This is a genomic window from Enterococcus sp. DIV1059_2, from assembly GCF_051713685.1.
Taxonomy (GTDB): Bacteria; Bacillota; Bacilli; order Lactobacillales; family Enterococcaceae; genus Enterococcus_D; species Enterococcus_D casseliflavus.
This window is the reverse complement of record NZ_JBIOQK010000001.1, coordinates 3076922-3101424: the sequence shown is the minus strand read 5'-3', so window position 1 is coordinate 3101424 and position 24503 is coordinate 3076922. Positions and strand designations below refer to the sequence as shown.

Here is a 24503-nt window from a genome sequence, read left to right as displayed (position 1 = left end):
ATAAAATGGAGGCAACAACAATGACTTATTTCCCAGAGATCGAAAAAATCCGCTACGAAGGTCCTAAAACAGACAATATGTTTGCATTTCGCCACTATGATGCCGAAGAAGTTGTTTTAGGCAAGAAAATGAAAGATCATCTACGTTTTGCAATCGCCTATTGGCATACGATGACGCAAGACGGCTCTGATCCTTTCGGCGCACCTGTCAACAAACGGACGTGGATCGGTGACACCGAAATGGAAACGGCGAAAAATCGAGTAGAAGCCTTCTTCGAGATTTGCGAAAAATTAGGGGCAGAGTTCTTCTGTTTCCATGATGTTGACGTGGCACCTGCAGGAGAAACGTTAGAAGAATTTTTCCAAAACTTAGACGAAATCACCGATTTGATCAAAGAAAAAATGGAACAAACGGGAATCAAACTATTATGGAATACAGCAAATATGTTCTCACATCCTCGTTTCAATAACGGCGCTGCTTCCACCAATAATGCGGAAGTTTATGCGTATGCGGCAGCCCAAGTCAAAAAAGGCTTAGACATCTCGAAAAAATTAGGCGGCGAAAACTATGTCTTCTGGGGTGGCCGTGAAGGCTATGAAACCTTGTTGAATACAGACATGAAATTTGAACAAGACAACATCGCCCGTCTATTCAAAATGGCGATCGCTTATGGCGAAAAAATCGGTCATAAACCTCAGTTCTTATTAGAGCCGAAACCAAAAGAACCATCAAAACATCAATATGATTTTGATGCAGCGACAACGATGGCCTTCATTCAGCACTACGGCTTAGAAGGAGATTTCAAATTAAACCTAGAAGCCAATCATGCAACATTAGCTGGCCATACCTTTGAACATGAAATCGCCGTTGCCCGTAGCTATAACGCATTAGGCTCACTGGATGCCAACCAAGGAGATATGCTGTTAGGGTGGGATACGGATGAATTCCCAACCAACGTCTTTGACTCGACACTTGCTTTATACGAAGTCTTAGAAAACGGCGGCATTGCGCCGGGAGGAATCAATTTCGATTCTAAAGTCCGCCGTTCGTCATTTGAAATGGAAGATCTGTTGTTAGCCCACATCGCTGGTATGGATACGTATGCCCGAGCGTTGAAAGCAGCAGCGAAACTAAAAGAAGACCGCTTCTTAGACGAGTTGAAGGAAAAACGGTACGCCTCTTTCCAAGAAGGCATCGGAGCGAAGATCGTTGCTGATGAGGAAAGCTTAGAAACACTGACAGATTACGCATTGGCTCATGATCAAATCGAATTAGAATCCAGCCACATTGAATATGTGAAATCTCGTTTGAATGATTACCTGTTTTAATAAGAAACGACTGTCGTTCTGAGGAGCGGCAGTTTTTTCACCTAAAAAATATCTTTTAGCAATTGTTACGAATCAACCAAATTATGATACGATAAAATGTAACCGATTTATTTCGGTTTAGGAAATGAAGGAGGCAACTTGATGTTTCACACAAACTTAGATCCTTTCCCAGAAAACTTCTTATGGGGGGCAGCTTCGGCGGCCTATCAAATTGAAGGGGCATGGGCAGAAGACGGCAAAGGTCCGTCGATTTGGGACACCTATGCCCAAATTCCTGGCAATACTTTTGAGGAAACCAACGGCAAAGTGGCGATCGATCACTACCATCGATACAAAGAAGATGTTGCCTTGATGAAGCAAATGGGCTTGAAAGCCTATCGCTTTAGTGTGGCGTGGTCGCGAATCTTGCCTGATGGCGAAGGCGCGGTCAATGAAGCGGGTGTGGCGTTTTACGAAAAGCTGGTGGACGAATTGCTTCGGCAAGGAGTAGAGCCGATTTTGACGCTTTATCATTGGGACCTTCCCCAGGCTTTGCAAGACAAATACTTAGGGTGGGAAGGTCGAGAAACAGCAGAAGCATTTGAACGGTATTGCCGGATCCTTTTTGAACGCCTAGGAAAGAAAGTCACCTATTGGGTCACCATGAATGAACAAAATGTCTTCACTTCTCTTGGGTACCGTTGGGCGGCACATCCGCCGGGCTTGAAGGACTTAAAACGGATGTATGCAGCCAATCATATCATCAACCTTGCCAATGCTAAGGCGATCAATTTGTTCCATGAGCTGGTTCCTCAGGGCAAGATCGGTCCAAGTTTTGGCTATGGACCGATGTATCCGTTTAGCTGTGACCCAGAAGATGTGCTGGCAGCAGAAAATGGCGAAGCCTTCAACAACGCATGGTTTTTAGATGTCTATTGCAAAGGCGAATACCCGAAATTTGTCTACAAGCAATTAGCCAAAGTTGGCTTGGCTCCTGAAGTCACTCCAGAAGATCAAGCACTATTAAAACAGGCAAAACCTGATTTCTTAGGAATCAATTACTATCACGGTGGGACGGCCCAGCAAAACAATTTGCAAAAGCAGTCAGCTGAAAAGAAAGAATTTTCTAAAGTCGATCCGTATTTGATGCAAGCGGCAGCTGGTGAGTTCTCACCCGAAGAAACCATGTTTGCGACAGCAGAAAATCCCCACTTGAAAAAAACAGATTGGGGCTGGGAGATCGATCCCGTTGGTTTCCGCGTAGCCTTGCGGCGCATCCAAGCCAATTATGACTTGCCGATTTTTATTACTGAAAATGGGTTAGGCGCTATCGATCAATTGACAGAAGACAAACAGATCCATGACCCCTACCGCATCACCTATTTGCAGGAACATCTGGTGGAACTGCAAAAGGCCATCACGGATGGGGTTGAGCTGATCGGCTATTGTGCTTGGTCCTTTACAGATCTACTGAGTTGGTTGAATGGATACAAAAAACGCTATGGGTTTGTTTATGTCGATCGCGACAATCAAAGCGAACGTCAGTTGGCGCGCATCCCGAAAGATAGTTTTTATTGGTATCAAGAGGTGATTCGCACCAACGGGGCAAGTTTGACAAGTGAAACATGATGTAACGAAGGAGTAGCTGAAAATGGAGGTTGGAAAATGCGTAAAGTGTTGATCGTTGACGATGAAGCATCGATCCGAAATGGGCTACCTCTGATCATCGATTGGGAACGTCTGGGGTATCAAATCGTCGGGTCGGCGGAAAACGGCGAAGCTGGCTTGGCAATGATCCGTGAATTGAAGCCAGATGTTGTGATCGCTGATATCCGTATGCCGGGAAAAAATGGTCTTGAGATGGTGCAAGCAGCATCGGAGGAAGGGCTTTTGTTTTTTGCCATTATTTTATCCGGCTACTCAGATTTTGACTATGCCAAGCAAGCGTTGCAACTGGGCGCTGTGACCTATTTGCTGAAACCAGTTGACGAAGAAGAGCTGATCGGTATTTTGACGAAAATCGATCAAAAAGCCAAGACCGATCAGCAGAAAAATCAGAAGAGTCAGTTGATGGAGAAATTGTTTGGCGGGGATCAAACGGGAATCAAAGACGCACAAGCCATCAAGCTATTGCGTCTTTCCGAGGAGGCAGATGCCCAAAAGCTGGTTGAGAAATTGCAGGAGCAAGTGGCGCAAGTCGTCACCTTGATCCATCGACATCATCGGTATTTGGTTTTGTTAAACGAGGAGCGCTTTCCCGACGAGGCGATCGATGCGTGGTGCCGTAAAAAAATGGCTCACCAAGAAATCTTGATCTCCCGCTGGTTTGCGGCGCAAGATAACTTGAAGCCATTGATGATCGATATCCAGACATTAAGTAAATTGATTTTCTTATTTCCCAATCAAGTCATTTCTCACCATGTTTTGGATACGACGCAAGAAGCAGAAGAACGAAGTGATTTGCGTGAAGAATTAGTCAAGGCGATTTTGGCAAACGATCCGTTAGAACAGCCGTTATCCCGCTATTATCAAACCTTTTATCATTCATTGGCATTGGAAGAAGAGATTAAATGGCAAATCAATGGTGACATCGAATGGCTGCAGCATCAAATCAGTGAAAAAGTAGCCTTAGCGATCGAATGGTCGACAGACGAAGTGCATCAGCAGATTTTTCTCGCCCAGACGTTTCCAATGCTGCAAGAGGTGATCACCGCAAAACTAGCAGACTTGCAAGCAACAGTCGCCAGCAGTTTGAACCAAATCGATATCATTGCAGAATTGATCCAATACACGAAAAAGCATTATCAAGAAGATTTGACCTTGAAAAAAATCGGGGAACGTTTCAATTACAATAGTGCCTATCTAGGCAAGAAGTTTCGCAAAGAAACTGGGAAAAATTATTTGGCGTTCTTGGATGAAGTTCGAATGGAAAAAGCGGTGGAAATCTTGCGTCATTCCAATCTAATGGTCTACGAAGTTGCTGAATTGGTGGGCTACAGCAATGTTGATTATTTCTACAAAAAGTTCAAACAATACCATCAGGTTTCACCGAATGAGTTTCGGAAAACATAAGAAAATTCGCTGATACATGAGCAGCTATTTTTCAGGAAAACAGTCCATCGCATAGGCAATGAAAAGAGAAATTTGTGAAAAGAAAAAGCGGCATTACAGGTTCGCATGGCGGCAGCAAGAGACAACACGTCTTTTTTTGTCGCCATTTTTTTGAATAATCTCGTCAGAAGCTCATACAAGAAAATGCTTTAAAAAAGCTATTGACGTCGTTTTCATTTTGAAGTATAGTAAGTGCATCGGATCGTTACTGATAATGCAGGCGTGACCACAGGTATGAGATTTTCTCCATTCGTTTGTTTTGGAAAAAGATCATAGCTAGTTGGTGACGTTATTTTTTTGTTTTATTTTAGGAGGTGTTGACCATGGAAATCGTCAAAGTATTTAATAATAATGCTTCATTAGTCCTGAACGACAATCACCAAGAAGAAGTTGTGATGGGGAGTGGCATCGGCTTTGGTTTGAAGCCAGGCGACACTGTCGATCAAAAGAAAATAGAAAAGCGATTCATCATTAACGACCAAAAAAGCATTGCAGATTTGGAACAGCTGCTTAAACGGATTGAATATCGTGATCTGCAACTGGCCAGCGATATTTTAAAATTGTTTGAGGAAGCGTTTCAATGCGAAAGCAATCCTGCACTGCTAGTGGCACTTGCAGACCATATCGGTTTTGCTCTGACGAGAGCAAGAGAAGGGATGAAAATTCAAACACCCCTAGAATGGGAATTAAAGCAGGTGTACCCGAAAGAATATGAAATTGGTCTTCAAGCGGTTGAGCTGATGCAAAAGCGAACACATCTGAATATTCCGCAAGATGAGGCTGCTTTTATTACGCTGCATTTCGTGAATTTTTTAGGCGATAACAACGGAATGGAAGAAACAATGCTGATTTCCAAAGTCATGAAAGATATTTTGACGATCATCAATTATCATTATGGCAAAGAATTCAGACAAGACTCTATTTATTTTTCCCGATTCATCACTCACATTCGCTACTTTGTTAAACGACAGATGAGCAATGAGCTACCAGCTCAACCAGCGTCTAGTTTATTAGATGTGATTCAACTGAAATATCCGTTGGATTATGAGTGTGCTATGAAAATCAAGCAATTTCTGGAAAATAGGTATCAGTGGGAAATCACTGAAGATGAAGTGTTGTATTTAACCTTACATTTAAATCGATTGGCATCTTAACGGATCGTTACTGGTAAAGCAGGCGTGACCTAGAGTGAGCACTCAAACGAGTCTTTTGTTTGAGGTGTCTTCTAGATCACGCTTTTTATTATACGCAAAAGGAGAATAACTATGAAATTTGAAAACGAAAGTGCCGCGATCATTCGCATGATCGGTGGTGAAAAAAATATCGACAGCTTGGTTCATTGTGCAACGAGATTGCGTTTTGGCTTGAAGGATGACGCCAAGGCCAATAAAGGGGAACTTCAAAAACTGCCCTATGTGATGTCCGTTGTACAAAGTGGAGGACAATATCAAGTCGTAATCGGCAGCAATGTATCAGATTACTATGCGACGATTTCAGCTATGGCTGGGTTATCAGATCAAGAAACAGGTTCTTCGAAAAAAACAGGTTTTAATTTGAACGCCGTATTCGAAATTATCTCAGGTGCTTTTTCTCCTTTAATTCCTGCTCTAGCAGGTTCGGGGATGCTAAAAGCACTGCTGACGGTTTTGACCCAATTTAATTGGTTATCAGCAGAATCTTCTACTTATGTCATTTTGAGTGCCGCGAGTAATGCAATATTTTATTTTTTACCGATTTTCTTAGGGATCACGTTGTCGAAAAGATTAGGTGCCAACATGTATGTTGGCGGCGTGATTGGTGCAGCATTGTTGGAACCTCAGTTTACTGGGTTGATTGGCGTGGAAAATACAAATTTCTTAGGGATACCAGTTCAAGCCGTGGACTATGCCACAACCCTATTTCCGATTTTTGCGGCTATTTTTATTTATCAATTTGTAGATAAATTTTTGAAAAAGATTATTTATAAAGACATTCAATTGTTTGCCGTACCAATGCTTAGTTTGATGATCATGATTCCATTGACCGTTATCCTTTTTGGTCCATTCGGCACCTTTTTCGGGGATCTTTTATCAGGAAGTGTAATGTGGTTATTTGAAAAAAGCCGGATCCTTTCAGGCATCGTTTTAGGCGGCGGGATGACCTTCATGGTTATGTTTGGTTTGCACTGGGGCTTTACACCTGTAACGTTAGATAATCTGACAAGATTAGGTGGAGACCCTATTGAAGGAATGGCATTGGCCGCTGTTTTTGCTCAAATCGGGATTGCAGTTGGCTTCTTCTTACGAGCGAAAAAACATTCGAAAATGCGGGCTTTGGCAGGCCCAGTTGCCTTGACTGGCTTCTTTGCCGGCGTGACAGAGCCCATCGTCTATGGGATTATTCTTCGTTACAAAAGACTTTTGCCGATCGTAGCTATTTCCGGTGGTTTAGGCGGAGCAGTGTTAGGCGCTTTTGGTGTGACGATGAATGCGTATGTTTTCCATAATATTTTTTCCTTGCCTGTTTACAGTCCTTTGGTGGGTTATCTGATCGGAATCACCGTTTCATTGTTGTCAGGAGCTTTACTGGCTTATTTCTTCGGCGTGAAGGAAAGTGAACTAACAGAATTTGAAGCAGAGCCTGAATCAGAGGTAGAAAGTATCTTAACCAATGCAGCAACTCCGATTTATTCACCGGTAAAAGGACAAGTGATGCCTTTAGCAGAAGTGGAAGACGATGTGTTCGCCAGCGGAATCGCTGGACAAGGAATTGCGGTCATCCCCGATGAAGGAATCATTCGGGCACCTTTTGCAGGTACTGTTGTTGCTGTTTTCCCTTCTAAGCATGCGATTGGTATTAAATCTGATCAAGGGGTTGAATTATTGATCCACGTCGGATTGAATACCGTGAATCTAAATGGTGAGTTTTTTGATGTTAACGTCGAAAATGGTGCGACAATTGCACGAGGAGATCGTTTGTTGACCTTTGACCGGCAGGCGATTCTGGATAAAGGCTATCAATTATCGACACCCGTGATCGTTACAAATTGTGGACCAGATACAGTAATCGAGTACGAAACAACGGCCGGAACAATTGAAGTAGAAGGGATTCTGTTTACCGTAAACAACGAAGGATAGGAGTTTGAAAATGAAAGAAAACTTTTTATGGGGCGGTGCGATCTCCGCTCATCAAGTGGAAGGTGCTTGGCAAGAAGGCGGGAAAGGGATCAGTATTGCCGATGTGATGACAGCAGGAACGAAAGATCGGCCTCGGAAAATTACCAACACAATCTTGCCTGAGGAATATTACCCGAATCATGAAGGCATTGATTTTTACCATCGTTACCCGGAAGATATCAAACTTTTTGCGGAAATGGGTTTCAAAGCTTTGCGAATCAGTATCGCATGGACACGAATTTTTCCTTTAGGAGATGAACAACTACCGAACGAAGAAGGGCTGTATTTTTACGATCAGGTCTTTGACGAGATGCAAAAATATGGAATAGAACCTGTTGTGACGTTGTCTCATTTCGAGATGCCCTATCATTTAGTTGAAACCTATGGGGCTTGGCGCAACAGAAAGATGATCGGATTTTTTGAACGTTTTGCGCAAACTGTAATGGAACGCTACAAAGAAAAAGTGCGGTATTGGCTAACATTTAACGAGATCAACAATCAGCGGATCATCGATAATCCAATTTACAGTTTTACCAATTCTGGTGTGATCTTTGACGAGGATGAGGAGAAACTAGCAGGCATGTACCAAGCTGCTCACTATCAGTTTGTTGCTTCAGCTCGTGTCGTCACAGCTGCGAAAAAAATCAATCCTGAGTTTCAAATGGGCTGCTGTTTAGCTGCCACGCCTAATTACCCCCTGACTTCTGATCCTCGTGATCAATTGTTAGCACAACAAGAAGATAATAATCAACTCTATTTCACAGATGTACATGTCCGTGGACACTACCCAAAAAGAATTCTCAATGAATGGCAGAAAAAAGGGTACACGATCGATGTGACAGAAGCCGATCTTGATGATTTGGCAAACGGCACCGTTGATTATATCGGTATTACTTATTATTTAAGCAATACAGTATCTACCCGCTCAGATGCAAACTATCTACATGATCCTTTGTTGGGCAGCAGTGTGCTAACAACGAATCCTTATGCAACGATGACGGAATGGGGCTGGACGATTGACCACATGGGATTGCGCTATATGCTGAATCTCTTGCAGGACCGTTATGAACTGCCGATTTTTATTGTGGAAAATGGCTTTGGTTTTAATGACCAAATGACAGAAACCGGCATTCATGATCCCGAACGGATTGACTATTTAGCTGAACACATCAAACAAATGATGCTTGCCATCGAGGAAGACGGCATTGATGTGATTGGGTATACAGCATGGGGCTGTATTGATCTCATCTCATTTACTACAGGTGAAATGCGAAAAAGATATGGGTTCATCTATGTAGACCGTGACAATGAAGGGAATGGTTCGCTTGATCGAATCAAGAAAGATTCTTTTGATTGGTATAAGGAAGTCATTGCTTCAAATGGAGCAATGCTGAAATAAAAAAGAAGTATCCTATTGCCTATCGGAGACAGAAAAAAGCTAATTTTTATAGTAAGAAAGTCTATTCTAAGAAGTAGGCTTTCTTTTTTTTCTTTTATATAATTTAAATGAAATTGTAAGCGCTTTTCGAACGGAGGAGGAGAAATGACAGATGTACGCCTGTGCTTTGATGTAGGGGGGACCTATATCAAATTCGGGGTTTTTACCGAGAAGAATCAATGGCTGGACCGAGGCAAAATCAAAACCCCGAGTAATACGCGGGATGAATTTTTTGCTGCCTTAGCTGCCAAAATAAAAGAAGTCGAGCAAGTGCATGTCATCGAAGGGATCGGGCTGAGTTTTCCTGGTTTCATTGATTCAGTCAATGGCCGAGCGATCATGGCGGGGGCGTTGGCTCCTTTACACGGCTGTGCTGTCGTACAAGAGCTGCAGCAGCGTTTAACCAAGTCCTATCCGATCTGGATCGAAAATGATGCGAAATGTGCTGCTTTAGCAGAACTTTCTACCGGCAATGCTGCTGACGTACAAGATTTTGTCATGATCACATTAGGCACCGGTATTGGTGGCGCGCTCGTTCATCAGCGCCAGTTGATTCACGGACATGGGTTTCGGGCAGGAGAATTCGGAATGATGATCACTGATTTTCAAGCATCTTCTTTTGCGACCCTCCATGATCTAGCTTCAACGAGAGGACTGATTGCTGCCTATCGGCGGGCAAAAGCGATTCCTGAATCAGAGGAGATTTTAGGTGAAACCATCATGCAGCAGTGGTCGAGTGATCCTGAAACGCAGGAGATCCTGAAACAGTGGGCACGTTATGTCGCACTTGCGATTTACAACCTAGCTGTCACGATGAATCCCGAAAAAATACTGATCGGCGGCGGCATCAGCCAACACCCTGATCTATTAGCTATAATCAAACAAGCAATCAATGAGAACCCCCATTGGCCAGATTTCCAAGTGCCGATCGAGACTTGTCGTTACTATAATGATTCTGGTCTGTTAGGGGCGTTGACATTGATCCAACAAGGAGGAAAAAAATGAAATTTTCAGATGGCGGTTGGTTATTTCGTGAAGGATTTGATGTGAAATTTGCGGTGCATGTCTACGATGCCCGTAAAGAAGAAAACAAATTGGTTTTATATCTGCCTTATAGCTATGTCGGACATAAAGGGGCAACGCTGGATGGCGGATTGTTAACGATGGAAGTCACTACCCCTAGAAGCAATATCATTGGGATCACCCTCTATAACTATAAAGGGGTCCAAGCCAAAGCCCCCGATTTTGAATTGATGACAGAAGCGATCACTCCTGATATTTCAGAAGACGAGCAATCCTATGTTTTTCGCTCGGGAGACTTGCAAGTCGTAATCACCAAAGAGGAAAATGTGACAGCTTCGTTTTATTACAAAGAACAGCTGATTACCCAAAGCAAGCCTCGCAGCAAAGCCTTAGTGATCGATCCGCAAGCAAATACCCATATCAGCGAACAGTTGACCCTGGATGTGGGAGAAACGATCTATGGTTTAGGGGAACGCTTTACAAATTTCGTGAAGAACGGCCAGAGTGTTGATATCTGGAATGCCGACGGGGGCACTGGTACAGAGCAAGCTTATAAAAATATTCCTTTTTATGTAAGTAATAAAGGGTATGGCGTCTTTGTCAATTCACCAGATCGGGTGCAATTCGAAGTGGGGAGTGAAAAAGTTTCGCGTGTTCAATTCAGCAATCCAGGACAATCGCTGCAGTACTTTGTGATTGCCGGCGATGAGTTAAAACAAGTGATTCAGCGCTACACTGATTTGACGGGGAAACCGTCGTTGCCGCCTGCGTGGTCCTTTGGTTTGTGGCTAAGTACCTCGTTCTTGACGGATTATGATGAACAAACCGTGACGTCTTTTGTAGACGGTATGGCAGAACGTGATATCCCTCTTGAGGTCTTTCATTTTGACTGCTTATGGATGAAAGAATACGAGTGGTGCAACTTCACATGGGATGAACGAACTTTCCCAGAACCTGAAAAAATGCTGCAGCGCTTGAAAGCCAAAGGATTGAAAATCTGTGTCTGGATCAATCCTTACATTGGGCAAAAATCACCCTTGTTTGATGAAGGGATGGCCAATGGCTACTTTTTGAAACGCGCCAATGGAGATGTCTGGCAATGGGACAAATGGCAAGCTGGTTTGGCGGTCGTCGACTTCACCAACCCTGAAGCGATCGCTTGGTACAACAGCAAGCTGCGTGCCTTATTAGACATGGGGGTGGATTGCTTCAAAACGGATTTTGGTGAACGGATTCCCACCGATGCAGTGTACTATGATGGCTCTGATCCAGAAAAAATGCACAATTATTACGCCTATCTATACAATAAGGTCGTCTTTGACTTGCTGAAAGAAGTCAAGGGAGTAGAAGAAGCCATCGTTTTTGCGCGGGCAGCTTCGGTTGGTTCACAACGCTTGCCTGTACACTGGGGCGGCGACAGTACCTCAGATTATCCATCGATGGCAGAGTCGCTGCGGGCAGGTCTGTCCTTTGGGTTAGGCGGCTTTGGGTATTGGAGCCACGATATCTCAGGGTTTGAAGCTGGCTCAACTCCAGACCTCTACAAGCGCTGGACACAATTTGGTCTGCTGTCTTCCCATAGCCGTTACCATGGCAGCTGGGAATACAAAGTGCCATGGGTCTATGACGACGAAGCCGTGGCGGTAGCTAAAGCCTTTACCAAGTTAAAACTGTCCTTGATGCCTTACTTGCAAGCCCAATCGGTGCTAACCGCTCAAACGGGGATTCCGATGATGCGGGCAATGGTCTTAGAGTTTCCTGAAGACGAGATGACCCATCATTTGGATCGCCAATACATGCTGGGGGAACACATTTTAGTGGCGCCCATTTTTAATGATCAAGGAACAGTCTCCTTTTACGTACCGAAAACGAAAGGGCATTGGATCGACTATTTATCTGGCAAAGCATACGAGGGCGGACGCTGGTACCAAGAAACCTATGACTATTTCCACTTGCCACTGTTAGTCCGACCAAATCAAGTCATTATCGAAGGCCATGAACAAACCAAAGCAGTCTATGACTATGCCCAACAGCCAACGATCCATCTTTTTGATCCGCAAGACAAGACCGCTGCCGCTATCTATGATCACCACGGTGAGTGGATTGGCGAGGTGGCTGTCGAAAGAGTCGATCAAGAACTGATCGTCAAGCTGACTGGCATCCAGCAAGCATCCTTGCAGATACACACGACTGCTGGAAAAACGAGCCATGAGGTGACGGCTGACCAAACCACGATAAAGGAGTTCTAGATGCCCATGCGAACCATCACGAATCCAATTTTACCTGGATTTCATCCAGATCCCAGTATTTGCCGTGTCGGTGAAGACTTTTATCTGGTGACGAGTACCTTTGAATATTTTCCTGGATTACCAATCTATCACAGTAAAAACTTGGCAGACTGGCAGCTGATTGGCCATGGACTTTCGCGACCTGAGCAGTTGCAGCTACCGACGAAAAACCCCAATGCTTTTGGTCTGTATGCCCCAACCTTGCGTTTCATCAAGGACCGCTTTTACCTCGTTTGCACCAATGTTGGCGCAAACGAAGGAGGAGAAGGCAATTTTCTGATTTGGACGGATGACATCGCTGGTGAATGGTCTGACCCGATTTGGCTGGACACCCCTGGGATCGACCCAACAATTTTCGCAGATGACGATGGACAGACCTATTACTTAGGCACCCATAAGGAGATCTATCTGCGGACGATCGATTTGGCTTCTGGAGAACTAGGCCCGCGGCAAAATATTTGGACGGGCAGCGGAGCGGCTGATCCAGAAGGCCCCCACTTGTATAAAAAAGACGGTTATTACTACCTGTTGATCTCCGAAGGCGGAACGTCCTATGGGCATATGCTGACCATGGCCCGCAGCCGTTCCTTGACGGGACCCTATGAAGCATGCCCCAACAATCCAGTGATGACCAATCGCAGTACGAATCTGCCGCTGCAAGCCGCAGGGCATGCGGATCTCGTGCAAGATACTAAAGGCAACTGGTGGGCAGTCTGTCTAGCAGTACGCCCCATCAGCTATCCTTTGAGGCATTTGTTAGGGCGGGAAACATGCCTACTGCCAGTAGACTGGTCAAACCCATGGCCGGTGTTTGGCGAAGAAGGTCATTTACCAGAAAGCATTCAGGTAGACACAATGGCGGCACCAAAGGAAACACAAAAGAAGAGCAGCAAGCCTGATTACGTGACTTTATTCGAATGGGACCCGACGTTGATTGAAGAAGAGCCGCATGGCTTCTTGCTGCATCCTAATCAGACGGGTCTGTCTGATCAAGGCAAACTTGCGGCTGTGTTCCAACGGCAAACCGCCTTTGATCAACAATTTCAAGCAACCTTTGATTGTCGGCAACTAACGGATGGACAAGCGGGATTGACGGTCTTCTTAAATGCCACCCATCACTATGAGGGATACCTGGAAAAAACGGCGTCCAGTCAGCAGCTAGTTTTCCGCCGACAAATCGGCTCCCTATGGAAAGTGGAAAAGAAACTGCCTTATGCAGCAGATACAGTCACCTTGCAGCTGAGCGCAGATAAAGAAACTTATCGTTTTTCTGTTGTTGATGAGCAAGGACAAGCACAACCTTTAGGTAGGGGAGAAACAAAATATCTGACTACTGAAGTTGGCGGTGTCTTTACTGGGATCATGGTCGGCTGCTATGTCAGCGCCTCTTCATCCCAACAAACCCTTCGTGTGCGGGATTTCTAATCAATCAAAAGCCCCCCTTCGATTTCTGAAACAGGAATCGAAGGGGGGCTTTGCTGTTTTAGTGAGGAGAAGATGAATCTTGGCTTAGATCGTGGATCCGCAAGGTGACTTGTGTGCCGCTGCCCAGCACACTCTCGATCGTCAAGCCGTATTCAGGTCCATAAAACATTTTGACCCGATGATTGACGTTGGCTAGCCCAATGTTCTTTTTGGCATGGGTGGAGGGCGTCTTGATTTTTTGCTGCAAGTGTTCGAGTTTTTCTGGCGATATCCCGCTGCCGTTGTCTTGTACCACGATCACCAGATCATGGCCGTCTTTGGTGATCGTCAAACGGACAAACCCTGGATAGGTGATGCCTTCCAAGCCATGGGAGATGGCATTTTCCACCAATGGTTGAATCAGGAGGGGCAATATTTGGACTTCTTTTTGGTCGATCTCATTGGAGACTGAATAGGAAAAGTTGACTCGATCGCCAAAGCGCATCCGCTGGATCTTGACATACACGTGAACCGCGTCTAAGGACTCTTCTAAGCTCGTTCGCTTGGTTCCGTGGGCTTCTAGCGTATAGCGCATCGATTTTGCCAGTAACTTGATGGCATAAACGACGTCAGAATTGCCAGAAGTCAGCGCCATCATACGAATCGTTTCTAATGTATTGAACAAGAAGTGGGGGTTGATCTGCCCCGCTAAGATATTAAATTCCATTTGCTGCTGCTGAGTCAACAGCTCTTGCTGTGCCAAACGTGAACGGTAGATCTCTTCTTCTTTTTTCTTGATTCGTTGAATGATCTTGTGGAAATCAAGAGAGATCTGTGAAATCTCGTCTTCACCGCTGATATTTTGAAAGAAATCATAATCCTCGATCGAGGCAAAGTAGACCGCCTGCTGCAGTTGAGAGATTCGTTTGGTAAAGAATCGAGCAAAGAGAAAGACGATGATGAAAGTAGTGATCAAAATCACCAAAACGATCGTGCTCCACCGGATCAGATTAGTGCGTAGATTGCGATAGGCATTGGTATCCGCACTATAAATCGTGATGATATCTTCTTTGTTACTCATGGGTAAGGTGCTTTTGGTGAGCATCACCTTGGTACCATCATTTTTTAAAAAGGCAGCACTCGTTTGCGGCTCAGAAAGAGCTGTCAGCTGTCCCGGTTCCCCAACTTGATTGATTTTGTCGCTATAAAAGATGACATCATCATTTAACTGTAATTCCAATTCATAGGATGAATTACGAAGTCGGTTGCTGAGATAATTGTAATCGACTTGGATCTCCAAAACGGCTGTTTCTTTTGATAAAGGCAAAGGCAACGTTTTATAAAGACTCAAACGATTTGCTTTGTAATCCTCTGGCATCGTCATCAAAAAAGCATCGGGTTGCTTGAGCGCTCGTTGGTACCAGGCGGTCGCTTGAATCGTGTCATCTGCCTGTTGATAATATTTATAGTTCGGAATGGTTTGATTCGTCGTATAGATGGTTAATTTCGCAATCGAGGTTTGAAGATTTCTGATCTCATCTAGCTGATCATAGCTATTGATGTCCACAATCGCTTCTTGATCGTCAAGGTAATTGGCAGTTAAAAGTTGACGTAGATGGGTATCGTTTGATAAGGAACTCGCCGTGTTTGTCAGCGTGTTTGTTGTATCAAAAAGAACAGATTTGACACGCTGAGCATTCAACTCTGCCAAGTGTTGGTAATTGCCTGTCAGCTGTTTGGTTGAATCGTAGACCAATAAGAGACCTATAGTCACTGTGGATAAAAAAACAACAGGTAGATAAAGAATGAACAATTGTCGCCGAATGGAAAACTGACTCAGACGACGAAAAAGTGAGAGATGACTGATTCTTTTCATACTTGTTGATTACGAAAGATAGAAAGCAACAGGAACGAACTACAATAAATAACAAAAGAAAAGCCGAAAATCAACAAGAGAAATTTAAACAACGGAAATAAAACAACAAAACAAAACGCAGCGGTAGGAATAAGTGCGAGGGCTAACGAACGGATAGGGTCCGCGATCGGTAACAGAAACGCATTTTTTAGTGTTTGCCTAAAGCTGTTTTCATAACGTCCAATTAAGGCAAGGCAATAGACTAACACAATAAACAGATAAATAGCTGTAACAATTAGAGCGAAAGCAAAAATACTGGCAAGAATGGTTTTTGAGGAAAACCAAAACAAGCTACTATACAGTAGTGCTACCATGGGGAGCCCAAGAAGGAGAAAACTACCGGTGGCTTTCATAAAGTTTGCTCGTAGCGCTCGCACATAGCCTACAATCAATTCACCACGCTCCTCATCCGCATAACGAATCGTCACTTCATAAAGGGCAGCTGTCGCAGCACCAATCGTAATAATTGGCAAACAGCTAATGATATATAGTAAATTTAACAATGTAAATTGTGAAAAAACGGTGGTTATTTTGTACAGTTGACCATCAGGATTGTACTTCATTTTTATCCCTCCAAAATTGATATATTCCTATAGTACTCGCAAAAAACAAATTTTGAAAGCCTTACCATTCGAGCGGTTTCTAGCGAAAACATTGATAGATCAACGTTTTTTATAAATAAAAGAAAAATGAAGTCTAAAATGTACGGATTGACCTCTATTTTTCACAGGTGGCAAATAAGCATTCAGGTGCTAGTATTAAAAATGTAAAAGCGGTTACAAAAAAAGGGGGAGGAAAATGGAAAGTAAACTAAGCAGTGTCCCAAGAAAAAATAAGCGGGTGACACGAGAAGGGAAGATTTTGTTTTTATGTATCGTTCCCTTTCTGATTCTCGTGTTTTTGTTCTCTTATTTTCCTTTGCACGGATGGATTTATTCACTTTATGATTACAAACCAGCATTAGGTTTAGCGCGCAGCGAGTTCGTAGGCTTCAAATGGTTTCGACTTCTTGTCTCTAGTCCAACACAAGTGGATCAGATCGTACAAGTAATGAAAAACACCTTTGCCATGAGTTTTTTAGGGATCGCCACTTCGATCCTACCAGTAGGCTTCGCCATTTTACTGAACGAAATCAAGTGCAAATGGTTTAAAAATTTGGTCCAAACGCTGACCACGCTGCCGAATTTTATCAGTTGGGTTTTGGTGTATACGATTGCCTTTAGCTTGTTTTCTTCAACAGGGCTGGTAAACACGTTGCTGCAAGAATGGGGCTTCGTTACCGATCCAGTCAAATTTTTGGATAGCGGCAATCATACGTGGCTGATGATGTGTCTTTGGAATATTTGGAAAGGCTTGGGCTGGGGTGCCATCATGTATCTTGCAGGCATTTCAGGAATTGACCCCGAATTGTATGAATCGGCACGAATCGATGGGGCGAATCGTTTCCACCTGATGCGTCATATCACACTACCTGCCTTGATGCCGACGTTCCTTGTGATGTTGATGCTGTCTATCGCCAACTTGCTGAACAACGGAATGGATCAGTACTTTGTCTTCCAAAATGCATTCAATCGAAATACGATCCAAGTCCTCGATTTGTATGTCTACAATTTAGGGATGGGCGGAAATAGTCTATCGCTAGCGACCGCGATCAGTATGCTAAAAAGTGTCATTTCTGTTGCCTTGTTAGCCATCGTCAATATTGCTTCGAAAAAAATTCGGGGGACTTCCATTATTTAGGAGAGGAGGATATCTATGGAACTATCGATTAGTGAAAAGAAAAAGGCGAAAAAAGTACCCAAACGTGAAAACCTGACGTTTAGTATCCTCAATTATACCTTTTTCTTTTTGATTACGTTGATTTGCGCGTATCCCTTTTATTACTTGATCATTAATTCAATCAGTAATAATGAGTTGAGTGCGTTAGGCCAAATTCGCTTTTTTCCACAAGAGATCCATTTTGAAAACTATAGTCAAGTGTTACAGCTAAAAGGATTGCCTCTAGCCGCAACAGTTTCGGTGGCTAGAACGGTGATTGGTACCGCCGCGACTGTCTTAGCTTCAGCGTTTTTAGGCTTCATGTTTACCCAAGAAAAAATGTGGAAACGAAAATTTTGGTATCGCTTTGTCGTGATTACAATGTATTTCAATGCAGGGTTGATTCCATTATTCATCACGATGAAGACATTAGGTTTAACGAATAACTTTTGGGTCTATATTTTGCCGGCTGTCGTTCAGCCCTTTAATATCATCTTGGTGAAAACCTATATTGAGTCGATCCCCAAATCATTGCAAGAAGCAGCTGAAATGGATGGAGCTGGCATCATTCAAGTATTCTTTCGGGTAATTTTACCCAACTGTACACCGATTTTAGCAACAGTAGCGATTTTCTCGGCAGTGGGTCAATGGAATTCCTTCCAGGATACACTGATTTACATTACGGATCAAAGTCTCTACTCCTTGCAATACCTTCTTTATACGTATATCAATCAAGCCAATTCGTTGGCACAAATGGTCAAAAATACCTCGGGATCACTTTCCAGCATCGCTTCAGCAGCAACAACGCAGACGCCGACGTCGATCCGCATGACCGTTTCAGTCATTGTTGTTTTACCAATCATGTTCATTTATCCGCTATTCCAGAAGTATTTTGTTAAAGGAATTATGTTGGGTGCGGTGAAAGGCTAATAAAAAGAAAGAGGGAAGAAAATGAAAAAAATGTCCAAATATGTAGCAACAGGTTTGTTAGGCATGACATTGCTAGGTAGTTTAGCCGGCTGTGGAGGAGCGGCTGAATCTGACACAGACGCTGCTTCCAGCGAAAGTGGCTACGATGAAACGATCACGATCGATGTCTATAATGGGCTAGCCAACTATATGGGGATGCAAGAAGGTTGGTTTGCCAAAATCGTGCGGGATAAATTCAATATGGAATTGAACATCATCGCACCAAACGTTGCTGGAAACGGTGATACCCTTTATCAAACGAGAACGGCAGCAGGCGATTTGGGTGATTTGATCATTGTTGATAATGGCCAACAATACAACGAATTGGTTGAAGCAGGTTTGTTGACCGATGCGAGCGAGTATTATGAAACTATGGAAAACGTTCAGCGCTTCGATGCGGCTGTTCAAAATCTAAACAAAGATGCCGATGGGCTGTATGGCTTTCCAACTTCTGTTTCTACCTTAAAAGCCACCGATCCTTCAGAAGGATTAGACCCTACATTTGGTGCTTACGTGCGTTGGGATCTTTATGGGGAGCAAGGATACCCAGAAATAGGGACATTGGAAGACCTGCTTCCTGTGATTCAAAAAATGCAAGAAGACAATCCAACAACAGATTCTGGCAAAAAAGTGTATGGGTTTTCTCTATTCAGCGATTGGGACGGCAACATGATGAATGCAGGCAAACAGCTGGTCACCTACTATGGGTACGATGAATCAGGATTTGTCTTGGCAAAAGCCGATGGATCTGATTATCAAAGCATTCTCGATAGTGACTCTGAATATATTCGCGCACTTAAGTTTTACTTCGAAGCCAATCAAATGGGCTTAGTTGACCCAGAATCAACGACGCAAAATTACGATACACTTTTTGCAAAATTCCAAGAAGGACAAGTGTTATTCTCATGGTGGCCTTGGTTAGGTCAAGCGGCATTTAATACGACCACGAACTTGACTGAAGGAAAAGGCTTTATGTTGGCACCGATCCAAGATCAAAAAATCTTCTCTTATGGTGCGGAAGTATACGGTGGCAAACAATTTATCGGGATCGGTTCTAATGCCGAAGACCCAGAGCGAATCGCAGCCTTCATTGACTGGCTCTACTCATCAGAAGGTGTGTTAGCAAATTCTTCTCAAACAAGCGGCAGTAGTGGTCCAGAAGGGTTGACTTGGGAAATGAAAGACGGCGAGCCTGTCTTAACTGAGTTCGGAAAACAAGCATTGCTAGATGGTGATGGGGATGTGCCAGAAGAATACGGTGGCGGAAGTTACAAAGATGGCGTATCTGCACTCAACGTCAATACGGTATTACCGATCGATATCAATCCTGATACAGGCTTCCCTTATGCTTATACGATGTGGGAAAGCTACCAAAATGAAACAACTGATCCTGTAAAAGAAGATTGGTCAAAAAATATGGGTGGTGCAGAATCCACCATTGGCTATTTAGAGGAGAACGACCAATTGTTAGTTGCCCCTGGTGCCAGCTATGTAGCGCCAGAAGATAGTTCAGAGATCTCTACGTTGCGTAACCAAGCCAAAGCGACGATCATCGAGTACTCTTGGCGAATGGTTTTTGCCAAAGATGAAGCAGAATTTGATCAATTGCTAAAAGAAATGCAAGAAACAGCAGATGGTCTTGGCTATCAAACCGTTTTGGAATTTGACATGAACAATGCAAAAAATCAAAACGAAAAACGGATAGAAGTAGCGAAAGAATTTGGGGACTAATCAAAAACAAACAAAGAATCGCTCGAGTGATTTGCCAACGGTTCCTTGGCAAAAGTGAGTATACAGCCTTTGGATAAGCAATCACTTAAGAAGATTGATCCAGCACCAGCGGATCAGTCTTCTTTCTTTAAGGAGGAAAACAATGATAGTGGATAAAAAAGATCGTTTGCTTTTTATGGGGGATTCGATCACAGATAGCAATCGAAATTATCAAGCGATACCCGCAGGTTGGTCTTCATGGGGGGACGGCTATGTTCATCTGATCAACGCCTATACCACAGCATTACTCCCGCAAATGGAATTAATGATCGTCAACCGGGGTGTCAGTGGGGATACGGTTGTCGATTTGAAGAAGCGCTGGAAGGATGATGTGTTGGCATTTCATCCAGATTGGGTAACGATCATGATCGGTGTGAATGATGTGTGGCGGCATTTTGATGGAACCTTTGCTCAAACGGAACTAGTGGGGATCGAGAGATTTGAATCAGAGCTGCGTGATTTGATCGAGCAGACCTTGTCAAATGTCAAGGGGATGATTCTTTTGAGCCCGTTTATGGTTGAAGCCAACAAAGAAGATCCATTAAGAAAGATGCTTGCCAATTACCAACAAGTGCTTGCCAAAGTAGCGCAAGAGTATGGTATCCTTTTAGGGGATACGCAGGAAAAGTTTGATGATTTTTTGCTTTATCAATCATCCTATGTCTTAAGCAGTGATCGCGTGCACCCCTCGACTGCCGGACATGTGTTGATTGCAAAAACATGGCTGGAAACAGTCGGTATTTTGGAGGAAAAACAATGATCACAGTAGAAACGATCCAGCAAGTCGCACATCAAGGCCCCTTTTTTCCAAATTGGCAGTCATTGGGCGCTTTTGTTCTACCGGAATGGTTCCGCAAAGCAAAATTTGGGGTCTTCATTCATTGGGGACTGTACAGTGTTCCAGCCTTTCACAATGAATGGTATTCAAGAAATATGTACATCAAAGGCCATCCAGAATATGATCACCATATTGAAACCTATGGTCCACAAAAAAACTTTGGCTACAAAGACTTTATTCCGATGTTTACCGCAGATAAATTTGATGCAAATGAATGGATTCGCTTGATCAAACAAGCCGGTGCCAATTATCTTTTTCCCGTTGCAGAACATCACGACGGGTTTCAGATGTATAAAAGCGAACTGTCTGAATGGAATGCGTCAGTTATGGGGCCGAAAAAAGATATTCTTGGGGAACTAAAAGAAGCAGCAGAGGAGCAAGGCCTGCATTTTTGTACCTCATCTCATCGTGCCGAACATTGGTTTTTTATGGGACACGGTAAGGATTTTGACAGTGATATCAAGGAGCCGTTGGCAAAAGGCGACTTTTACTGGCCAGCGATGCCAGAGCCAGACCATGAAAGTCTCTTTAGCGAGCCATACCCGTCAAAAGAATTTTTAGATGATTGGCTGCTTAGAACCTGTGAACTCGTCGACAACTATCAACCAGAGCTGCTGTATTTTGATTGGTGGATCCAACATGAAGCCTTCAAGGAGCATTTGCAACTTTTCGCTGCTTACTATTACAATCGTGGGGCTGAATGGGGCAAACAAGTTGGTATTTGCTACAAGCATGATGCCATGATGTTTGGTAGCGGTATCGTGGAGATTGAACGGGGGAAATTTGCCGAACCACAACCTTTTTACTGGCAAACAGACACAGCAATCGCTCGTAATTCATGGTGCTATACCACGACATTGGATTATAAAACAACACGTGAGATTTTACAGGATTTGATCGAAGTCGTCAGTAAAAACGGCAATCTCCTTTTGAATATCGGGCCGAAAGGGGATGGTTCGATCCCAGAAAAAGATCAAGCGATCTTAAAAGAAATCGGTGCGTGGCTGGATGTAAATGGTGAAGCCATTTATGAAGCGAAACCATGGCGCAAAGCAGGGGAAGGGCCCACGACCGTAGTTTCGGGCCAATTTCAAGAAGCACAGGCGACGACATACACGAGCCAGGATTTCCGCTTTACGGTTCAGGGGGATTCGTTGTATGCGATTGGCATGGCAAGTCCTGAGAATGGCCACGCAAGGATCCAAGCACTGGCACAATCCAAAGACCAAAATTTGCCAGAATTTCACGGCATCATCAAAACCGTCACGATTCTAGGATACGAAGAACAGCCTGTTGATTGGCAAGTGACCGATGAAGGCTTGCAACTAACTTTTGAACCAATTGAAACCGACCAACCAATTGTCTATAAAATTACAATGAAATGAGGCGCAACCCGTGATACATGAAAAAAGATCTGCACTTTTACCAGAAAGCCAAGCAAGTTTAACTACCTATGTCATCGAAAATTCTCCTGAAATGGAACCAGATCGTGTCCGACCAGCTGTCATCATCTGTCCTGGCGGCGGCTATGAAATGTTGTCGGATCGAGAAGCGGAACCTATCGCCATCAAAATGATGAGCTTTGGTTTCCAAGCCTTTGTGTTGCATTATAGTATCAAACCGGCTGTCTATCCGTTAGCCTTAAAGGAATTGGCTGCTGCCGTTCGTCTTGTCCGCACCAATCATGACACCTGGCACGTCGATCCTGAAAAAATCATCGTTGCTGGTTTTTCAGCTGGTGGCCATTTAGCTGCTAACTTGGGTGTGTCTTGGCAGCAACCTTTTCTAGCAGAGGATTTACAAGGAGCCAATGAAGAATGGCGGCCTAACGGGTTACTGTTGAGCTACCCAGTATTATCTAGTGGAGAACTTGGGCACCAAGATTCCTTCCGTTCATTATTAGCAGATCGTTACGAAACAGAAAAAGCCGCCTTGTCTTTAGAGACTTTAGTCAATGAACAGACACCACCAACGTTTCTTTGGCATACGTTAGAAGATGGATTAGTCTTGGCGGAAAACAGCCTCCTTTTTGCCGAACAGCTGCGCAAATTTAATATACCTTATGAGCTACACATTTTCCCTCGGGGCGGTCACGGGTTAAGTTTAGGAACGCCAGAAACCGCCAACAGCGATCAACATGGGATCGAAGCGTCGGTTGTCCGTTGGCCAGAATTATTTGCTGATTGGGTAAAATGGAATTTTTGAGAAACGTTTAATGATCGAAAGAAATAAGCCATTGTCTGCTGAGTTCAGACAATGGCTTTTCTTTTCGTTGTTATCAGATAGTTTATTCAGCTGAAAAGACAACCGTTCCTTGATAAAAACTTTTGCTGACGAAGCCTTTGCGGGCAACGAATTCTGCCGTACAAGCAGCTGGTGTCAGCAAGAAATCAGCCGAATCACCAACCTTAGGCCATTGCTGCGCACCGTTTTTATCTAAGGGCACTTTGCCATCAGTAACCAGACCTAGGGCTTGCGTCAAGTCTTCCTGACTTTTGACGGCAAAAATCTCTAAATAGCGCGCCAGCTTTTCTTGTAAAGAACCGTCGCCAAGAGAAGACCAAGAATCATAGACATTGTCGCAACCGATATGAACAGCCACGCCATAGCTTTGCAATTCCTTCAGTGGCGGGATCGTTCCTGGGCTGATGGGAATACTTGAAATGATATGGATCTCTAAGTCTGCTAAGGCTTGAAAGACTTCTTTGCGTTCTTCTCCCTCAAAGTCATTTAGACCAAAGGCGTGACTGATCGCCACTTTTCCTTGCATATTGAATTCCTTTGTCAAACGAATCATTTCTTTAATGGTCGCTCTGCCAGCTTCTTGCCGATCATGAAGATGGAGGTCAATACCGACATGCCCTTTTTGAGCAAGTTCAAAAGTTGTCCGTAAGGAAGTTTTATAATCTTGATCGAGTGTATAAGGATCAACACCGCCAATATAAGAAGCTTTGCCCGTTGCTAAGGCTTCTTCAATCAAAGAAGCTGCATTTGAGCGCAATAAGCCATGTTGTGGGAATAAGACCAACTCCGAGCCAAAAGGTTGTTCGGCGACTAATTCAGTGATCGCATCAAAATAACGCAGCTGAGTCATTGGTTCAATATCGATATGTGAGCGGAACATCACCGCACCGTGAGGTAGTTCTAAATCAATCAGCGCTTGTCCGCGTTCTTTGATCGATAACGGTAAGGCATCTAATTGGGGAATCTCAGTTTCAAATCGTTCCACCAAGCTAGCTGCTGGCGTTACTGGACGCCAAGGAGTACCTAATTTACTTTTGTCCAAATGACAATGTTTTTCGATCAATCCTGGCAACAATAACTGATTTTCCCCATCAATGATCGTCGCTCCGCTTGCTGCCTGCCATTCGGACATTGGCACGATCTCCGCTATTTTTCCATCATTGATCCCGATTGCTGTATTTTCTGTTTTGGTTCCATAAGACCAGTCGCCTTCTTTTAAATAACTCGTCTCAAGTTGTACATTTGTAAGCCATAAATCCAAGAAATCGCCTTCTTTCGTGTTT

Annotated in this window: 18 protein-coding genes; 15 read left to right on the top strand and 3 right to left on the bottom strand. The window is 43.8% G+C overall.

The annotated features are described in order from the left end of the window. Positions 1-20 precede the first annotated feature (20 nt). The 9 genes from xylA (at position 21) to IGI72_RS14680 (ending at position 13747) form a co-directional block, all read left to right on the top strand. Complete coding sequence (gene xylA, locus IGI72_RS14720) at positions 21-1328, top strand: xylose isomerase (RefSeq protein WP_005228447.1); 1308 nt, start codon at positions 21-23, stop codon at positions 1326-1328. Between the two features lie 141 nt (positions 1329-1469). Then, positions 1470-2936 carry a glycoside hydrolase family 1 protein gene (locus IGI72_RS14715; protein WP_074535428.1) on the top strand — a complete coding sequence of 489 codons (1467 nt, stop codon included), beginning with the start codon at positions 1470-1472 and terminating at the stop codon, positions 2934-2936. A gap of 36 nt (positions 2937-2972) precedes the next feature. Continuing rightward, on the top strand, positions 2973-4379 hold the full coding sequence (locus IGI72_RS14710) for a response regulator (RefSeq protein ID WP_074535429.1): 1407 nt from the start codon (positions 2973-2975) through the stop codon (positions 4377-4379). A gap of 362 nt (positions 4380-4741) precedes the next feature. Then, positions 4742-5572, top strand: a complete 831-nt coding sequence (licT, locus tag IGI72_RS14705) for a BglG family transcription antiterminator LicT (RefSeq protein WP_010749938.1) — start codon at positions 4742-4744, stop codon at positions 5570-5572. Between the two features lie 111 nt (positions 5573-5683). Next, complete coding sequence (locus IGI72_RS14700) at positions 5684-7534, top strand: beta-glucoside-specific PTS transporter subunit IIABC (protein WP_438754681.1); 1851 nt, start codon at positions 5684-5686, stop codon at positions 7532-7534. A 10-nt stretch (positions 7535-7544) separates the two neighbouring features. Further along, positions 7545-8972 carry a 6-phospho-beta-glucosidase gene (locus tag IGI72_RS14695; protein WP_438754680.1) on the top strand — a complete coding sequence of 476 codons (1428 nt, stop codon included), beginning with the start codon at positions 7545-7547 and terminating at the stop codon, positions 8970-8972. A gap of 144 nt (positions 8973-9116) precedes the next feature. After that, positions 9117-10016 carry an ROK family protein gene (locus IGI72_RS14690; protein WP_438754679.1) on the top strand — a complete coding sequence of 300 codons (900 nt, stop codon included), beginning with the start codon at positions 9117-9119 and terminating at the stop codon, positions 10014-10016. After that, the gene (gene yicI, locus IGI72_RS14685) at positions 10013-12283 is read left to right on the top strand and encodes an alpha-xylosidase (protein ID WP_438754678.1); all 2271 of its coding nucleotides are present in this window, start codon (positions 10013-10015) and stop codon (positions 12281-12283) included. The genes IGI72_RS14690 and yicI overlap by 4 nt, the downstream gene beginning before the upstream one ends. Beyond that, a complete protein-coding gene (locus IGI72_RS14680) occupies positions 12284-13747 on the top strand; it encodes a family 43 glycosylhydrolase (protein WP_438754677.1) in 1464 nt (487 codons plus the stop codon). A gap of 58 nt (positions 13748-13805) precedes the next feature. Here the strand turns inward: IGI72_RS14680 and IGI72_RS14675 are convergent, their stop codons facing one another. Then, positions 13806-15602: a sensor histidine kinase gene (locus IGI72_RS14675; protein WP_438754676.1), complete on the bottom strand. Its 1797-nt coding sequence runs from the start codon at positions 15600-15602 to the stop codon at positions 13806-13808. Beyond that, on the bottom strand, positions 15599-16204 hold the full coding sequence (locus tag IGI72_RS14670; RefSeq protein WP_438754675.1) for a YesL family protein: 606 nt from the start codon (positions 16202-16204) through the stop codon (positions 15599-15601). Before IGI72_RS14670 ends, IGI72_RS14675 begins: the two co-directional genes overlap by 4 nt. A 235-nt stretch (positions 16205-16439) precedes the next feature. Between IGI72_RS14670 and IGI72_RS14665 the strand changes: the two genes are divergently transcribed. The 6 genes from IGI72_RS14665 to IGI72_RS14640 all read left to right on the top strand — a co-directional run bounded on the left by IGI72_RS14665 (position 16440) and on the right by IGI72_RS14640 (position 23181). After that, positions 16440-17381 carry an ABC transporter permease gene (locus IGI72_RS14665; RefSeq protein ID WP_005228459.1) on the top strand — a complete coding sequence of 314 codons (942 nt, stop codon included), beginning with the start codon at positions 16440-16442 and terminating at the stop codon, positions 17379-17381. Between the two features lie 15 nt (positions 17382-17396). Beyond that, positions 17397-18329, top strand: coding sequence for a carbohydrate ABC transporter permease (locus tag IGI72_RS14660; RefSeq protein WP_005234069.1), 933 nt, complete (start codon positions 17397-17399; stop codon positions 18327-18329). 21 nt (positions 18330-18350) lie between these two features. Continuing rightward, positions 18351-20099: an ABC transporter substrate-binding protein gene (locus IGI72_RS14655; RefSeq protein WP_438754674.1), complete on the top strand. Its 1749-nt coding sequence runs from the start codon at positions 18351-18353 to the stop codon at positions 20097-20099. 142 nt (positions 20100-20241) lie between these two features. After that, on the top strand, positions 20242-20898 hold the full coding sequence (locus IGI72_RS14650; RefSeq protein ID WP_428211703.1) for an SGNH/GDSL hydrolase family protein: 657 nt from the start codon (positions 20242-20244) through the stop codon (positions 20896-20898). Further along, entirely contained in the window at positions 20895-22361 is a 1467-nt protein-coding gene (locus IGI72_RS14645; protein ID WP_005228463.1) for an alpha-L-fucosidase, read from the top strand. Before IGI72_RS14650 ends, IGI72_RS14645 begins: the two co-directional genes overlap by 4 nt. 10 nt (positions 22362-22371) lie before the next feature. Beyond that, positions 22372-23181, top strand: a complete 810-nt coding sequence (locus IGI72_RS14640; RefSeq protein ID WP_438754673.1) for an alpha/beta hydrolase — start codon at positions 22372-22374, stop codon at positions 23179-23181. Positions 23182-23263: 82 nt separating this feature from the next. Here IGI72_RS14640 and IGI72_RS14635 read toward each other — a convergent pair whose 3' ends face one another. Next, the gene (locus IGI72_RS14635; RefSeq protein WP_438754672.1) at positions 23264-24481 is read right to left on the bottom strand and encodes an amidohydrolase family protein; all 1218 of its coding nucleotides are present in this window, start codon (positions 24479-24481) and stop codon (positions 23264-23266) included. Positions 24482-24503 lie beyond the last annotated feature (22 nt).

Bases quoted from the DNA above. Each gene is read 5' to 3' on its own strand.
- xylA (WP_005228447.1), top strand. From the start codon at position 21: ATGACTTATTTCCCAGAGATCGAAAAAATCCGCTACGAAGGTCCTAAA.
- IGI72_RS14715 (WP_074535428.1), top strand. From the start codon at position 1,470: ATGTTTCACACAAACTTAGATCCTTTCCCAGAAAACTTCTTATGGGGG.
- IGI72_RS14710 (WP_074535429.1), top strand. From the start codon at position 2,973: ATGCGTAAAGTGTTGATCGTTGACGATGAAGCATCGATCCGAAATGGG.
- licT (WP_010749938.1), top strand. From the start codon at position 4,742: ATGGAAATCGTCAAAGTATTTAATAATAATGCTTCATTAGTCCTGAAC.
- IGI72_RS14700 (WP_438754681.1), top strand. From the start codon at position 5,684: ATGAAATTTGAAAACGAAAGTGCCGCGATCATTCGCATGATCGGTGGT.
- IGI72_RS14695 (WP_438754680.1), top strand. From the start codon at position 7,545: ATGAAAGAAAACTTTTTATGGGGCGGTGCGATCTCCGCTCATCAAGTG.
- IGI72_RS14690 (WP_438754679.1), top strand. From the start codon at position 9,117: ATGACAGATGTACGCCTGTGCTTTGATGTAGGGGGGACCTATATCAAA.
- yicI (WP_438754678.1), top strand. From the start codon at position 10,013: ATGAAATTTTCAGATGGCGGTTGGTTATTTCGTGAAGGATTTGATGTG.
- IGI72_RS14680 (WP_438754677.1), top strand. From the start codon at position 12,284: ATGCCCATGCGAACCATCACGAATCCAATTTTACCTGGATTTCATCCA.
- IGI72_RS14675 (WP_438754676.1), bottom strand. From the start codon at position 15,602: ATGAAAAGAATCAGTCATCTCTCACTTTTTCGTCGTCTGAGTCAGTTT.
- IGI72_RS14670 (WP_438754675.1), bottom strand. From the start codon at position 16,204: ATGAAGTACAATCCTGATGGTCAACTGTACAAAATAACCACCGTTTTT.
- IGI72_RS14665 (WP_005228459.1), top strand. From the start codon at position 16,440: ATGGAAAGTAAACTAAGCAGTGTCCCAAGAAAAAATAAGCGGGTGACA.
- IGI72_RS14660 (WP_005234069.1), top strand. From the start codon at position 17,397: ATGGAACTATCGATTAGTGAAAAGAAAAAGGCGAAAAAAGTACCCAAA.
- IGI72_RS14655 (WP_438754674.1), top strand. From the start codon at position 18,351: ATGAAAAAAATGTCCAAATATGTAGCAACAGGTTTGTTAGGCATGACA.
- IGI72_RS14650 (WP_428211703.1), top strand. From the start codon at position 20,242: ATGATAGTGGATAAAAAAGATCGTTTGCTTTTTATGGGGGATTCGATC.
- IGI72_RS14645 (WP_005228463.1), top strand. From the start codon at position 20,895: ATGATCACAGTAGAAACGATCCAGCAAGTCGCACATCAAGGCCCCTTT.